Source organism: Mesorhizobium sp. M0239 (assembly GCF_040321815.1).
Lineage (GTDB): Bacteria > Pseudomonadota > Alphaproteobacteria > Rhizobiales > Rhizobiaceae > Mesorhizobium.
Genome location: NZ_JAMYSG010000002.1, coordinates 87,738 through 101,780, shown reverse-complemented (window position 1 = coordinate 101,780; position 14,043 = coordinate 87,738). Strand labels below are relative to the sequence as shown.

13 protein-coding genes are annotated in these 14,043 nt (G+C 63.5%); 9 read left to right on the top strand and 4 right to left on the bottom strand.

Annotated elements, in window-relative coordinates:
• The first annotated feature begins 134 nt into the window (after positions 1-134).
• From NKI99_RS02130 to NKI99_RS02120, 3 genes are read left to right on the top strand one after another with little or no spacing between them, the layout of a single operon-like run.
• Positions 135-1,082 (top strand): ABC transporter permease, encoded by a 948-nt coding sequence (locus tag NKI99_RS02130; RefSeq protein WP_023812269.1) that lies wholly within the window; start codon positions 135-137, stop codon positions 1,080-1,082.
• Positions 1,079-1,948: an ABC transporter permease gene (locus NKI99_RS02125; RefSeq protein ID WP_023812270.1), complete on the top strand. Its 870-nt coding sequence runs from the start codon at positions 1,079-1,081 to the stop codon at positions 1,946-1,948. The genes NKI99_RS02130 and NKI99_RS02125 overlap by 4 nt, the downstream gene beginning before the upstream one ends.
• Positions 1,945-3,567, top strand: a complete 1,623-nt coding sequence (locus NKI99_RS02120; protein ID WP_023812271.1) for an ABC transporter ATP-binding protein — start codon at positions 1,945-1,947, stop codon at positions 3,565-3,567. Before NKI99_RS02125 ends, NKI99_RS02120 begins: the two co-directional genes overlap by 4 nt.
• A gap of 21 nt (positions 3,568-3,588) precedes the next feature.
• Here NKI99_RS02120 and NKI99_RS02115 read toward each other — a convergent pair whose 3' ends face one another.
• Positions 3,589-4,020, bottom strand: a complete 432-nt coding sequence (locus NKI99_RS02115) for a TerB family tellurite resistance protein (protein WP_352609576.1) — start codon at positions 4,018-4,020, stop codon at positions 3,589-3,591.
• Positions 4,021-4,168: 148 nt separating this feature from the next.
• Between NKI99_RS02115 and NKI99_RS02110 the strand changes: the two genes are divergently transcribed.
• From NKI99_RS02110 to NKI99_RS02095, 4 genes are all read left to right on the top strand, one after another.
• Positions 4,169-4,954 carry a TSUP family transporter gene (locus NKI99_RS02110; RefSeq protein WP_023812273.1) on the top strand — a complete coding sequence of 262 codons (786 nt, stop codon included), beginning with the start codon at positions 4,169-4,171 and terminating at the stop codon, positions 4,952-4,954.
• Positions 4,955-5,005: 51 nt separating this feature from the next.
• On the top strand, positions 5,006-5,176 hold the full coding sequence (locus NKI99_RS02105) for a hypothetical protein (protein ID WP_023812274.1): 171 nt from the start codon (positions 5,006-5,008) through the stop codon (positions 5,174-5,176).
• Positions 5,177-5,278: 102 nt separating this feature from the next.
• The gene (locus NKI99_RS02100) at positions 5,279-6,109 is read left to right on the top strand and encodes a helix-turn-helix transcriptional regulator (RefSeq protein ID WP_023812275.1); all 831 of its coding nucleotides are present in this window, start codon (positions 5,279-5,281) and stop codon (positions 6,107-6,109) included.
• A 72-nt stretch (positions 6,110-6,181) separates the two neighbouring features.
• Entirely contained in the window at positions 6,182-6,601 is a 420-nt protein-coding gene (locus NKI99_RS02095; protein WP_023812276.1) for a VOC family protein, read from the top strand.
• Positions 6,602-6,878: 277 nt separating this feature from the next.
• Here NKI99_RS02095 and NKI99_RS02090 read toward each other — a convergent pair whose 3' ends face one another.
• Complete coding sequence (locus tag NKI99_RS02090; RefSeq protein ID WP_023812277.1) at positions 6,879-8,354, bottom strand: cobyric acid synthase; 1,476 nt, start codon at positions 8,352-8,354, stop codon at positions 6,879-6,881.
• On the bottom strand, positions 8,354-8,968 hold the full coding sequence (locus NKI99_RS02085; protein WP_352609573.1) for a dimethylsulfonioproprionate lyase family protein: 615 nt from the start codon (positions 8,966-8,968) through the stop codon (positions 8,354-8,356). Before NKI99_RS02085 ends, NKI99_RS02090 begins: the two co-directional genes overlap by 1 nt.
• A 149-nt stretch (positions 8,969-9,117) precedes the next feature.
• On the opposite strand from NKI99_RS02085, the gene NKI99_RS02080 reads away from it, so the two are divergent.
• Both NKI99_RS02080 and mmsB read left to right on the top strand, forming a co-directional pair.
• On the top strand, positions 9,118-10,284 hold the full coding sequence (locus tag NKI99_RS02080) for an isobutyryl-CoA dehydrogenase (RefSeq protein WP_352609572.1): 1,167 nt from the start codon (positions 9,118-9,120) through the stop codon (positions 10,282-10,284).
• A gap of 24 nt (positions 10,285-10,308) precedes the next feature.
• Positions 10,309-11,193, top strand: coding sequence for a 3-hydroxyisobutyrate dehydrogenase (gene mmsB, locus NKI99_RS02075; protein ID WP_352609570.1), 885 nt, complete (start codon positions 10,309-10,311; stop codon positions 11,191-11,193).
• Positions 11,194-11,523: 330 nt separating this feature from the next.
• Here mmsB and NKI99_RS02070 read toward each other — a convergent pair whose 3' ends face one another.
• Positions 11,524-13,962: a GcvT family protein gene (locus tag NKI99_RS02070; protein WP_352609569.1), complete on the bottom strand. Its 2,439-nt coding sequence runs from the start codon at positions 13,960-13,962 to the stop codon at positions 11,524-11,526.
• Between the last annotated feature and the right edge of the window lie 81 nt (positions 13,963-14,043).

The following is a 14,043-nucleotide window of genomic DNA, read 5'->3' as shown; positions in this document are numbered from 1 at the left end:
CCGTCAACGATTGGCGAAAGCCTCGATGAGAGCACAATCTCCCCCCTTGCGGGGGAGATGTCCGGCAGGACAGAGGGGGGTGTGCGGGAACGCAACCTTTGCCCGGTGGACAAAATAACAGTGCCTCCGCTTCCATGACCGCCTATCTCCTAAAACGCATCGCCGTCGCCATCGCCACGCTGCTGCTGGCTTCCATGGTGGTGTTCGCCGTGCTGGAGATCCTGCCCGGCGATCCGGCACGGCTGATGCTGGGCATGAACGCAAGCGCCGACCAGATCGAACTTCTCCGCAACCAGATGGGCCTCAACGCGCCACTGGCCTTGCGCTATCTGCACTGGGCCGGCGGCCTGCTCAGCCTCGATTTCGGCCGTTCCTACACCTATTCGGTGCCGGTCATCGACCTGGTGAGCGAGCGGCTTGCCGTCTCGCTGCCGCTGGCGCTGATTGCACTTGCGCTCTCCACCATCATCGCGATTCCCGTTGGCCTGTTTTCCGCCAGCCGGCGTGGACGCGCCGGTGATACGATTTCGATGGGTGCCGCACAGCTTGGCGTCGCCGTGCCCAATTTCTGGTTCGCGCTGATGCTGATCTATGTGTTCGCCGTCTGGCTGCGGCTGGTCCCGGCCGGTGGGTTTCCCGGCTGGAGTGCCGGCGTCTGGCCAGCCCTGAAATCGCTGCTGCTGCCGGCGGTCGCACTTGCCTTGCCGCAAGCCGCGATCCTGGCGCGCGTCACCCGCTCGGCGCTGATCGAGGTGCTGAGCGAAGACTACATCCGCACCGCCCGCGCCAAGGGCCTGCCCTATCGCGCAGTCTTGTGGCGGCATGCACTGCGCAACGCCATGATCCCGGTCCTGACCATTCTGGGCCTGCAATTCGCCTTCCTGCTTGCCGGCACCATCATCATCGAGAATGTTTTCTATCTGCCCGGCCTCGGCCGGCTGGTATTCCAGGCGATCACCCAGCGCGATCTGATCGTCGTCGAAAGCGTCGTCATGCTGCTGGTCGCCGCCGTCATCGCCGTCAACCTTCTCGTCGATCTTTCCTATGCGGTTGTCGATCCGCGCCTGAGAAGCCGGCAATGACACTGCACATCGACATCCCAGAGGAGACGTTCGGCAGCATCCTGGCCAAGGCATTCAGGAACACCGCCTTCGTGGCCGGTTTCGTCATCACCCTGCTGATCCTGGCAATGGCAATCGTCTCCTATGCGTGGACGCCCTACGACGTCACCAAACTGGTGATATCGGACAAGACGCAAGCCCCCTCTCTGACGCACTGGTTCGGCACCGATCATTTCGGCCGCGACATCCTGTCGATGGTCATGGTCGGCGCCCGCAATTCGATTGCCGTGGCGCTGGTCGCGGTTGGCATCGGCATGGGGGTCGGCGTGCCGCTCGGCGCCTTTGCCGCGGCACGCGGCGGCCTCGTCGACGAGGCACTGATGCGGCTGAACGATCTCGTCTTCGCCTTCCCGGCTTTGCTGTCGGCGATCATGATCACCGCCATCTTCGGGCCGGGCGCGATCAACGCCATCATCGCCATCGGCATCTTCAACATTCCGGTCTTTGCCCGTGTCGCCCGCGCCGGCGCGCTGGCGATCTGGCCGCGCGAGTTCATTCTGGCCGCGCGCGCCGCCGGCAAGAGCAGCACGCAGATCACAATCGAACATGTGCTGCCCAACATCGCCACGCTGCTCCTGGTGCAGGGCACCATCCAGTTCGCGCTGGGCATCCTGGCCGAGGCCGGGCTTTCCTATCTGGGCCTGGGTGCCCAGCCGCCGATGCCGAGCTGGGGCCGCATGCTGTTCGACGCGCAGACCCGCATGGTGGTGGCGCCATGGATGGCGATCTTTCCGGGCATGGCGATCGTCGTCGCCGTGCTGGGACTGAACCTGCTGGGCGACGGCATTGCCGACATCCTCGATCCGAAATCGCGGCGGCAGCGATGAGCCTGCTCGACATTGAGAACCTGTCGCTGACTATCGGCGACACGCAGATCCTCAGGGGTATGGAGCTTTCCGTCGCGCCCGGTGAGGTAATGGGGCTGGTCGGCGAATCCGGTTCGGGCAAATCGATGACCGCGCTGACGGTGATGCAGCTTCTGCCCCATGCCGCGCGCGCCACCGGACGCGTCACATTCGACGGTATCGACATCCTGGCAGCAACCGAGGACCAGATGTGTGCGCTGCGCGGCGACGACATCGGCATGGTGTTTCAGGAGCCGATGACCGCGCTTAACCCGGTCAAGACCATCGGCGAACAAGTCGCCGAAGGCATCCGCTGGCACACCAAGGCCAACCGCGCCGAAGCCGAAGACCGGGCGCGAAAGATGCTCGACCGCGTCGGCTTGCCCGAGGCGAAATTCCCGATGGCGCGCTTTCCGCACGAACTGTCCGGCGGCCAGCGCCAGCGCGTCGTCATCGCCATCGCCTGCGCGCTGAAGCCGAAGCTGCTGATCGCCGACGAACCGACGACGGCGCTCGACGTGGTGCTGCAGGCACAGATCCTCGACCTGTTGCGCGACCTCGTCGCCGAAAGCCGCATGGGCCTGCTCCTGATCTCGCATGACCTCGCCGTGGTGACCGAGATGGCCGACCGCATCACCATCCTGCGCCATGGCGAGGTGATGGAGGCCGGCGACACGGCGCGCACGCTGTCCGAACAGACCCACCCCTACACGCGCCAGCTGGCGCAGGCCTCGATGCATGTGCCGGCGCGCGCCAGGCCGCATGACATCGAGACGGGCCAACCTTTGCTTCAGGTCGAAAGCGTGACCCGCGACTATCCCGGCCGACGCACCTCATTGTTCAAACGCGCGCCTGGTATCCGAGCCGTCGACGATGTCTCCCTGTCGATGGCGCCGGGTCAGTCAGTGGCGCTGGTCGGCCGCTCCGGTTGCGGCAAGTCAACGCTCGCCCGCATGATCCTGGCGCTGGACCAGCCAAGCTCGGGCACGATCCGGTTCCGAGGCGAGACCGTCACCGGCAAGAGCGAAGCCGAGCTGAAGCCGGCGCGACGTAACATGCAGGTCGTCTTCCAGGATCCCTACGGTTCCTTCGACCCGCGCCAGAAAGTCGAAAAACTGATCGCCGAACCCCTGCATGTGCTGGAGAAAAAGCCGACGCGCGCCGAACGCCGCGAGATGGTGGCGCATGCGCTGCACGAAGTCGGTCTCGGCATCAGCGACATGGACAAATACCCGCACGAATTTTCCGGCGGCCAGCGCCAGCGCCTGTCGATCGCCCGCGCCATCATCACCCGCCCCAAGCTGGTCGTCGCCGACGAGCCGGTCTCGGCGCTCGATGTCTCGATCCGCGCCCAGATCCTCGATCTGTTCGCCGAACTCAACCAGAAGCTCGGCATCGCCTACCTCTTCATCACCCACGACCTGACCGTCGCGCGCGCCATCACGGACGAGGTGCTGGTCATGCATGACGGCAAGGTTGTCGAGCGCGGCAAGACGAGCGAGGTGCTCGACCACCCGCAATCCGAGGCTGCCAAGGCGCTTGTCACCGCCGCCCCTGACTTGCACCGGGCAATCGCGAAGCGGCTGCGAGAGCAAGGCTGATCAGGAGAGAAGGCGGCCCAATCACTCCTGCGGCTTCACCACATCGACCGGGCTGATATCGAGCAGGTCGAGCGTGCGGCGCAGCAGGCGTATCTCGCTCTCGGCCAGTTGCGAATCCGCCTTGGCAATCTCCGCCATATGTTTGGCCAATTGCCGGCGCCGCTCGACATCGAGGTCGCGGAACAGTGCGATCGCCTGCGAACCATTGGTCTCGTAGCCGAACTCGTTGAGATATTCGATGACGCTGTCGATACTGCTTTCCGCAATGCCGAAGGCGTCCTTGCAGATGCGCCGGAAGGCAACCATCTCGCTCTCGCTGACAGACCCGTCGGCCAGGATCATGCGAAACAACATCAGCAGTTCCGCCGACAGGACCGGATCGTCCGCCACCTTGCGCACACCCGGGTCGCCGTCGAATATTTGACGTATCTGGTCCAGCAATGCGAATGCCATCAGGAGCCTCTTTCCGGGTTAACCACACAAATACAAATCCAAGCGCGATGCGCTTGGATAGAGGTAGCGCGGAATCGACCTTGCGCAAACAGGGTGGCCGTGGTCGAACGCCCGATATTTCAGCCGGCCGGATACCCCCATACATCAGATGATCGACCTTAGCATCCAGACCGTCGCCATGCTCGCCTTCGCCGCCTTTGCCGCGGGTTTTGTCGATTCGATCGCCGGCGGTGGCGGGCTGATCACGGTGCCGGCGCTGCTGCTTGCCGGCTTCACACCGGTCCAGGCGCTCGCCACCAACAAACTGCAAGGCATGTTCGGCTCGGGCTCGGCGACCATCCACTACGCATCGAAGGGTCATGTCGATCTGCGCCGGCAATTGCCGTCGGCGCTTCTGGCCCTTGTCGGAAGCGCCATCGGCGCCTTGCTGGCAACGATCGTGCCGGGTGACATTCTGCGTGCTGCCCTGCCTATCGTGCTGATCGCCATCGCGCTCTACTTCGCGTTTAAGCCCAACATGAACGACATCGACCGCGCCGAGCGGCTGTCGCCCTTCCTGTTCGGACTGATCCTTGTGCCCGCCATCGGCTTCTACGATGGCCTGTTTGGACCGGGCGCAGGCTCCTTCTACATGCTGGCCTTCGTGGCGCTCGCCGGCTATGGCGTGCTCAAGGCGACGGCGCATACCAAGCTGCTCAACTTCGCCTCCAACATCGGCGGCTTCATCGTCTTCGCGGCCTTCGGCGTCGTCTACTGGAAGATCGGCCTGATGATGGGCGTTGCCCAGTTCCTCGGCGCCCGCGTCGGCGCCAGCCTGGCCATGCGCATCGGCGCGAAACTGATCAAGCCGCTGCTGGTAATCGTGTGCCTGGCGCTTGCTGTGAAGCTGCTGGCCGACCCGGCGAACCCACTGCGCGCCTTGATTGGTGTGTGATCACGCGCCCTGATAGAATGCCGCTGTTCGAATCATGTTGGAGAGGCAGACATGAATCTTAGCGCACCTACCCAGATCGTTTTTATCATCTCCGTTGTTATCGCCATCATCGGCGTCCTCGCCGCGCTTGGCGTTCTTGCATTCATTCCACTCGCATCGGTGTGGATCGTACTTATTGCTTTCATCGTGCTTGCCGGCGGCTGCTTGATGCGCGGCGCCTGACCATTTCCCTTGAAGTGGGGACGAGGAGCGCCCGGCCAAAAACCGGGCGCTTTTGATTCCGGCCTCGAGTCTGCTAGATTTGACTTGGCGCAAGGATGGCCAATGCCCGTCGATATGCAACCCCAGCAAGAGCAGGACCGATCCGTCGCCGGGCGGTTCGAGATGCGCCGGCGCCTGCCCGACCCTCGACTTGAGGGCATTGTGTCAGACATTTGCGGCTATCGCGAAATGGCGCCCGGCCATATGCGCAACGTCGAATACGCGTCGCTCACCGTACCGCTGGTCATCAGCTTCGCCGAACCCTTCGCCATCGGCCTCGGCAAGGCGCCCGGCGACAATGACCGCTTCGCCAGTTTCGCCGCCGGTCTCTATGCCGGACCGGTGGTGATCGAATCCTTCGGCGGCGCCTGCTGCGTCCAGGTCAACTTCACGCCGCTTGGCGCACGCCGTTTCTTCCGCCTGCCGATGAGCGAGCTGGCTGACAGCATGGTCGCCCTCGACGACGTGCTTGGCGCGCAAGGCATGGCGCTGCGTGAACGGCTTGGCAACGCGCCGGACTGGGCCACGCGTTTCGACGTGGCCGAAGCCTTCGTCACCGCCCGTCTCGAGAACGCCGCGGAAACGCCGCTCGAAATCGCCTGGGCCTATGACCGCATCATCACATCCGGCGGCCGGACCCGCATTGCATCGATCGCCGAAAGACTGGGCTGGAGCCGCAAACATCTCGCCGGCAGTTTTTCCAACGCCATCGGCATCGGCCCCAAGACGCTGTCGCGCATCGTCCGCTTCAACCGGGCGCTCGGCCTGTCGAGACAGCCGGCAGCCGACTGGGCGGATATCGCCGCCGATTGCGGCTATGCCGACCAGGCGCATCTGGTGCGCGAGTTTCGCGACCTCGCCGGCGAAACGCCGACCGCGCTCTCTGTCAGGTAACATTTCTTCAAGACGCCGGAACGGCCTTTGAGCAGGGTGGGTTGTCGACCAACCCAAATGAAGGAGGTTCCCATGCCAACCACCACTGAAACGCCCCGCCTCTATCCCGCTTTGCGCTACAAGAACGCGGCAAGAATGATCGACTGGCTGGGCGAAGCTTTCGGCTTCAGCGTCCGGGCCCGCTATGGCGAAGGCGATGTCGTGCACCATGCCGAACTGGTCTTCGGCTCCTCAATGATCATGCTGGGCACGGTGCGCGACGACGACTACGGCAAGATGGTCGGCGAGCCCGGCTCAGGCGGCGGCAAGTCGATCTACATTGCAGTCGATGATGCCGATGCCGCCTATGCCAAGGCCAAGAAGGCCGGCGCCACAATCATCCAGGAATTGACCAACCGCGACTATGGCAGCCGCGAGTTCATCTGCCGCGACCCGGAAGGCAATGTCTGGTCGTTTGGCACCTACTGGCCGAAGGCTGGCGAGAAGGCCTGAGTTATTGCGCTGCTGGCTGGGGATTGACCGAGGCGTCCTCAACTTCGTCATCCTAGGGCGAAGCAGGAGCGAAGCTCCGTCGCGGAGACTCTAGGATCCATGCCGCGACCTCAGTCGTAGAGTGCAGCGGTGCAGAATTCTGCACCGAAGCAACGCTTCGAAGTTGCGGCATGGATCCTCGGGTCTGCGCCGCGTCGCTACGCTCCTTGCTCCGCCCGTGGATGACGACGTGATCGGCGTTTATCGCTAATTGCCAAGGTGGTTCGCCAACGGGGATCTATCGAGCCAACCCAAAAATCGCGTCACAGTCGAGATTAGTCTCCAGCTCGGCCGCGATCTCGTCCAGCGCTTTCTCGACCTCGGCGCGATAATCGACGCCGCCGCCGCTGACGCCAAGGCTCGCAAGGTAGGCAGCGCGAAAGCCATCGGCGCCAAACAGGCCATGCATATAAGTACCCAACACCTTGCCGTCGGCCGACACCGCCCCATCCTCGATGCCATTGATGATTGCCGACGGCCGCAGCGTATCCGGTCCGGTGGTGCGGCCGAGATGGATTTCGTAGCCTTCGAGCGGCAGGTCGAATTGCACCGAACGGGCGCTGATATTGCGCACCGTCTTTTCCGGTTCCATCACCGTTTCGACGTCGAGCAGGCCTAGCCCTTCGGCTTCGGTGACGCTGCCCTCGACGCCGTCGGGATCGCGGACAGCACGGCCGAGCATCTGGAAACCACCGCAAATGCCGACGACATGGCCGCCGCGCTTGCGATGGGCCAGCAAGTCGCGATCCCAGCCGTTCTCGCGGAATTTCAGGAGATCGCCGATGGTCGACTTGGAGCCCGGAATGACCACCAGTCCGGCATCGGCCGGCAGCGGCCTTCCCGGCGGCACGAACACCACCTCGACCTGCGGTTCGGCCTTGAGCGGGTCGAGATCGTCGAAATTGGCGATGCGGCCAAGCATCGGCACCGCCACCTTCAGCGCGCGCGCTTCGCCGGATGCCAGCCGTTCCAGCACCACCGAATCTTCCGAAGGCAGGCGTGCCGCCGCCTTCAGCCACGGCACGACACCGAAACAGCGCCATCCCGTGAATGTCTCGATCGACTTCAGACCGTCGTCGAACAGCGAAACGTCGCCGCGAAACTTGTTGATGAGGTAGCCGACGATCATGCGCCGGTCCTCTTCCGGCAGGATCAGATGCGTGCCGACGACCGAAGCGATGACGCCGCCGCGATCGATGTCGCCGACCAGCACCACGGGCACGTCGGCGCGCGTGGCAAAGCCCATATTGGCGATGTCGCGGCTGCGCAGGTTGATCTCGGCCGGCGAACCGGCGCCCTCTACGATGACCAGATCGGCGCCCTCGCCGACCTTGCCCCAGGAGTCCAGCACGGCATCCATCAGCCGGCCCTTCATCGCCTGGTAGTCGCGCGCCCGCGCTTCGCCGAACATTTTGCCCTGCACGATGACCTGCGCGCCGACATCGGTCTGCGGCTTGAGCAGCACCGGGTTCATGTGAACCGATGGCGCAACACCGCAAGCGATCGCCTGCAGCCATTGCGCGCGGCCGATCTCGCCGCCGCCATGATTGTTGTCGCCCGGAATGTCGGCGACGGCGGCGTTGTTCGACATGTTCTGCGGCTTGAATGGCCGCACCTTCAGCCCACGCTTTTTTGCCGCCCGGCAGAGGCCGGCGACCAGCACCGTCTTGCCGACATCCGAACCCGTGCCTTGCAGCATGATCGCTTTGGCCATCAGCCCCTGCCCTGCGCCACGGTTCCGGTAATATCGGATTTCTGCGCCAGCGGCCCGCCGCGCCAGATGTAGAGCGCCAGCAATGGGTCCTTGCCGGTGCGCATGGCGTGATTGACGTTGGACGCGTGGTGGACGACCTCGCCGGCCGTGCGCATGCAAAAGCCGCTCTCGCCCATGCGCCATTCGGTACCGCCGGTCAGCGGAATGTAGATTTCCTCGGCAATGTGATGGTGGTCGGGATAGACGATATCAGGCCCAAGGATCAGCACGCCGGCGGCGACCGCGTCATTGGCGAAGTGGCCTCGGTTGCCGAACACTTCCAGCCAGCCGTAATTGTCGATGAACTCTTTTCCGAAATCCGCCTCGCTGTAGGTCTGCCCCCAGCGGAAATCATTCCGACGCTCGGCAAGCAGTTGCACCAGCGGCTTGGCATCCGACGGCGCCAGTTCGGCGGCGCGATCAAGATGGCGCTGGCAGGCAAGCGGATGTGGCTCCAGCGTGCGGGCCGGCATGCCCCAGCCAATGCGCGCCACGGCTTCGCGCACCAAGGCGTGATCCACGGACGCAAGGTATGCGTGGAACCGGCCCAGCAGTTCATCGAATTTTGTCGTCACATTGTGCTCCGGACATGCATTGATGCACAGCCGCTCCCCAAATGGCCGGTTGATAGGCTCGGGTTGCGCGGCGGCATCATTGGTCTAGATTGGTGCGCGCGCAAAGCCAAAAACGACAGGCCAACAGGTCGAAGATTAGGGAGCACGCCATGGACGCCGCGGTCGATGCGAGCACCAGCCAGTTCGAACTTAACGAGGAGCAGCGCGCCATCCAGGAGATGGCGCAGGCCTTCGCCGCAGACCGTGTCGCGCCGAATGCGTTAGACTGGGACCGCAACAAGCATTTCCCGGCCGACGTGATCCGCGAGACCGGGCCGCTCGGCCTTGGCGGCATCTATATCAGCGATGACGTCGGTGGTTCCGCGCTCGGCCGGCTCGATGCCGTACTGATCTTCGAGGCGCTTGCGCACGCCGATCCGGCCTTCTCGTCCTTCATCTCGATCCACAACATGGTGGCCTCGATGATCGACCGTTTCGGCAATGACGAGCAGCGCCAGCTCTTCCTGCCCAAGCTCACGTCGATGGAATGGCTGGCGAGCTACTGCCTGACCGAGCCCGGCTCCGGCTCCGATGCCGCGGCGCTCAAGACCCGTGCGGTCAGGAGCGGCGACGACTATGTCCTCAACGGCACCAAGCAGTTCATCTCCGGCGCTGGCGACAGCGATGTCTACGCCGTCATGGTGCGCACCGGTGCCGAGGGGCCGAAAGGCATTTCCACCATCATCGTGCCGAAAGACGCGCCAGGCCTCTCCTTCGGCGCCAACGAGCACAAGATGGGCTGGCACATGCAGTCGACCCGCCAGGTGATTTTCGAGGATTGCAAGGTGCCGGCGGAAAACCTTTTGTCCGGCGAAGGCGCGGGCTTCGGCATCGCCATGGCCGGGCTCGACGGCGGCCGGCTGAACATATCAGCCTGTTCGCTGGGCGGCGCGCAGTCGGCGCTCGACAAGGCGCTTTCCTACACCGCCGAGCGCAAGGCCTTCGGCTCGAAGATCAATCAGTTCCAGGCGCTGCAGTTCAGGCTGGCCGACATGGAGACCGAGCTGCAGGCGGCGCGTATTTTCCTTTATACCGCCGCCTCGAAGCTCGACAGCAAGGCGCCGGATGCCGGCAAATGGTCGGCGATGGCCAAGCGCTTCGTCACCGACACCGGCTTCAATGTCGCCAACGACGCACTGCAACTGCTCGGCGGCTACGGCTACCTGCACGACTACGGCATCGAGAAGCTGGTGCGGGACCTGCGGGTACACCAGATCCTCGAAGGCACGAACGAGATCATGCGCGTCATCATCGCGCGGGCGCTGATCGGTCGCTGACGTTACAAAATCGGGAGAGAGACAATGACGACGATCGCCTTCATCGGCCTCGGCAACATGGGCAATCCAATGGCCGCCAATCTGGTCAAGGCCGGGCACCAAGTGCATGGCTTCGACTTGATGCCCGAGAATTTGACCGTCGCGCGCGAGCATGGCGTCGTCATCATGGCCAACGGGCCGGCTGCGGTGAAGGATGCCGACGTGGTGATCACCATGCTGCCTGCCGGCAAGCATGTGCTGTCAGTCTATGAAGACATCGCGCCCAAGGCGAAAAAGGGGGCGCTGTTCATCGATTCCTCCACCATCGATGTGGAGTCGGCGCGCAAGGTGCACGCCATAGCCGCCAAACACGGCCTGCTATCCATCGATGCGCCCGTCTCAGGCGGCACCGGCGGTGCCGCAGCCGGCACGCTGACCTTCATGGCCGGAGGCTCCGATGACGCCTTTGCAACCGCGGAGCCGATCCTGAAGCCGATGGCCGGCCGCATCGTCCATTGCGGCGGCGACGGCGCCGGCCAGGCGGCAAAGATCTGCAACAACATGATCCTCGGCATTTCGATGATCGGTGTCGCCGAAGCCTTCGTGCTGGCGGAAAAGCTCGGCCTGTCACACCAGGCGCTGTTCGACGTCGCCTCAACCTCGTCGGGGCAATGCTGGTCCTTGACCACCTATTGCCCGGTGCCCGGCCCGGTGCCGACTTCGCCCGCAAACAGGGACTACAACCCAGGATTTGCAGCAGCACTGATGCTGAAAGACCTGAAATTGTCCCAGGAAGCCGCGCAAAGTGCGGGTGCTGTAACGCCGCTTGGTGCCGAAGCAGCCCAGCTCTATGCCTTGTTCAACGCCCAGGGACATGGCGGCGTCGATTTCTCCGGCATAATTAATTTTCTCAGGGGTAACCCAGCGTAACCCTTGGATTTGGCGGGTTTTTCCGGTTTCCTTCGGTGGAAAAAATGCAAATTTAGATTTGCTTAAGCTCTCGATAACTCCGCGGTAACGATGTCCCTATAAAACGGACTGCGAGGCGGACATATCTCATCCGCCCGGCGCTCCGGATCAGGTCTCGCGTACCGGAGCCCGTAAGTTTCGACAAGTGCCATAAGTTTCGCAAAGTGTTTGCGTAGCGAAGCGCCATGCGTATCTGGCAAAGCCGCGTTCCTGATGGAGCGCGGTTTTTGCGTTTTGCCCTGCAGCACGTTTTGAGACATCGATAACCCGGAAACTGTACTCCGGGATGCCTCACATGCGCCCGCGGGCGCCTTCCGGATCATAGGGCGAGTCCGCGATCACCTTGGCCGCGCGGCGCTCGCCGAGGATGGACACCTCGAGCTCGATACCGGGCGACACAAGTTCCAGGGGCAACAGCGCAAGTGCGATGTCGTGACCGAAAGTGTAGGAGTAGCCCGCAGAGGTGATGTGGCCAACGAGCTCGCCTTCGCGGTAGACGCCCTCGAAGGCGAACGCGCTCGCACCGTCCGTATCGATCGACAGCGTGGCGATCCGGCGTGCCGCCCCCTGCTTCTGTTTTGCGACCAGTGCCGCGCGGCCGATGAAGTCCCCTTTGTCGAGGCTCATGAATCGGTCGAGGCCGCTCTCCCAGGCCGACAGTTCGAGATTCATGTCGCGATACATGGCGCGGTAGGATTTATCGAGACGAAGCGATTCCAGCGCTTGAAGTCCGACCAGCCTCAGTCCGTGCGCCTCCCCCGAGGCCAGGAGCGCATCCAGCAAATGCCGCTGATAGCAGAGCGGATGATAGAGCTCCCATCCCAATTCGCCCGAATAGTTGACGCGCAGCAGTCGCACGTCGCTGGCCATGCCGACAGTGCCGGACTGCACGCTGAACCAGGGGAAGGCCTCGTTGGAGAGATCTATTTCCGTCAGCGGCTGCAATATGTCGCGCGCCTTCGGCCCAACCACCGTGAAGCTGCCGCGATCCTCCGTGACGTTGCGCAGATGCACGCTGCCGTCCTTCGGCAACAGCCGGCGGAGATCGTCAAGGTTACAGCGCTCTGCGCGCGGCGTCGATATGAGATAGAACAGGTCGCTCTGCAGCCGCGCCACCACATACTCGGCCCGCACGCCGCCGGCCGGCGTCAGGTGATGGGCAAGAGCGACGTGACCGGGACGCGGCAGTCTGTTGGCCAGGATTCCCTCGAGCCAGTCCCTTGCGCCCGGTCCGCTGACCTCGAACTTGGTCATTGGTGTCATCTCGACCAGGCCAGCGGTCTGGCGGACAGCCTGGACCTCCGCGGCGACGTGGTTCCCTTTGGGGGTCCAGCGCCAGCTGTAGACGTTGCGCGCTTCGACACCGGCAGGCGCAAACCAGCTCGGCATCTCCCAGCCGTTCAACACATCCCACACCGCGCCGAGCTGGCTTAGACGGTCATAGGAAGGGGCCGTTTTCTGCGGTCGTGCCGCCGGCATGTCCTGGCCTGGATAGTGCTGTGCGGCGTGGGTGCCCCAGGCTTCCCGGACCTTTGCCCGGGTCCAGTTCTTGTTGGCATATTGGCCGAACCGACGGGGATCCAGCTCCGCCGTGTCGATGCTGTTGCCACCCTCCACGATCCGTTCGGAGAGGTAGTAGCCAATCGCACCGCCCCAAAGGATGCCCCCCGGCACCCCTTCGGCGAGCCAGACATTCTCCAGGCCCCACGCCTGCCCCATCAGCGGCAGTTCATCGGCCGTCATCTGGAAAGGCCCTCGCACATTCCGCTTGATGCCGGCGCGGCCTAGTGCGGGGACCAGTTCGGTCGCGCGCTCCCAGTTCCAGGAAACGGCGTCGAAATCTTCATCGAGCAGATCGGCGCCGAACCATTCCGGGACGCCGTTTTCGGCGAACAGCTTGAGCTGCTCGGTACGCTCATAGGGGCCGAACATCAGCCCGTCCCCCTCTTCGCGCAGATAGCCCTCGTAACCCTCGTCCCTGAGGATCGGCATCTCCGGAAGACCAAGCCGTTTGCGTTCCACCACCTCGGGAACCGACTCGGTGATCCAGTACTGATGCAGGATCGGGATCGCGGGAATGTCCAGGCCCAGCATGGCGCCTGTCTGGCGTGCGTAATTGCCGGTCGCAAGGATGACATGTTCGCAAACGATGTCACCGCGCGAGGTCTTGACCCTCCACTCGCCGCTCGGCATCCGCTCGAAACCCACGACCTCGGTATCAAGATGGATCTTCGCGCCGAGGTCGCGTGCACCCTTGGCCATGGCCTGGGTGACATCGGCGGGTGCAATGTGGCCGTCATCGGGATGGTAGAGGGCGCCCAGCATGCTGTTGTTGTCGAGCAGCGGCCAGATCTCTCGCGCCTCCGCGGGCGATACGATCCGGGCCCGCACACCCTGGACCTCGGCAACGTCCATGTAGCTTCTGTACTCGTCCAGCCTGTCGCGCGTGTTGGCAATGCGCAGCTGGCCGCATTTGTGCCAGCCGACGTTCTGGCCCGTCTCCGCCTCCAGCCCCTCATAGATTTCGATCGACCTGGCGATCATGCGGCCGACATTGCGGCTGCGCGCGTAAGAGGGGATGAGCCCCGCGGCATGCCATGTCGACCCGGCCGTAAGCTGCGTTCGCTCCAACAATGCCACATCGGTCCAGCCGCGCTTTGCCAGGCCGTAGAGAATGCCGGCACCCACACAGCCGCCACCGACCACGACCGCACGAAAGGAACTCACCATATGCGCGTGCCCTTGTATGAAATTGCCACCGGCCCACATGAACGCATGCGCATACTGTCAGACAGCATCCGGCTTTTCAGC

What these genes read in the sequence shown, in the direction of transcription:
- NKI99_RS02130 (WP_023812269.1), top strand. Translation starts at nt 135, where the DNA reads ATGACCGCCTATCTCCTAAAACGCATCGCCGTCGCCATCGCCACGCTG.
- NKI99_RS02125 (WP_023812270.1), top strand. Translation starts at nt 1,079, where the DNA reads ATGACACTGCACATCGACATCCCAGAGGAGACGTTCGGCAGCATCCTG.
- NKI99_RS02120 (WP_023812271.1), top strand. Translation starts at nt 1,945, where the DNA reads ATGAGCCTGCTCGACATTGAGAACCTGTCGCTGACTATCGGCGACACG.
- NKI99_RS02115 (WP_352609576.1), bottom strand. Translation starts at nt 4,020, where the DNA reads ATGGCATTCGCATTGCTGGACCAGATACGTCAAATATTCGACGGCGAC.
- NKI99_RS02110 (WP_023812273.1), top strand. Translation starts at nt 4,169, where the DNA reads ATGATCGACCTTAGCATCCAGACCGTCGCCATGCTCGCCTTCGCCGCC.
- NKI99_RS02105 (WP_023812274.1), top strand. Translation starts at nt 5,006, where the DNA reads ATGAATCTTAGCGCACCTACCCAGATCGTTTTTATCATCTCCGTTGTT.
- NKI99_RS02100 (WP_023812275.1), top strand. Translation starts at nt 5,279, where the DNA reads ATGCCCGTCGATATGCAACCCCAGCAAGAGCAGGACCGATCCGTCGCC.
- NKI99_RS02095 (WP_023812276.1), top strand. Translation starts at nt 6,182, where the DNA reads ATGCCAACCACCACTGAAACGCCCCGCCTCTATCCCGCTTTGCGCTAC.
- NKI99_RS02090 (WP_023812277.1), bottom strand. Translation starts at nt 8,354, where the DNA reads ATGGCCAAAGCGATCATGCTGCAAGGCACGGGTTCGGATGTCGGCAAG.
- NKI99_RS02080 (WP_352609572.1), top strand. Translation starts at nt 9,118, where the DNA reads ATGGACGCCGCGGTCGATGCGAGCACCAGCCAGTTCGAACTTAACGAG.
- mmsB (WP_352609570.1), top strand. Translation starts at nt 10,309, where the DNA reads ATGACGACGATCGCCTTCATCGGCCTCGGCAACATGGGCAATCCAATG.
- NKI99_RS02070 (WP_352609569.1), bottom strand. Translation starts at nt 13,962, where the DNA reads ATGGTGAGTTCCTTTCGTGCGGTCGTGGTCGGTGGCGGCTGTGTGGGT.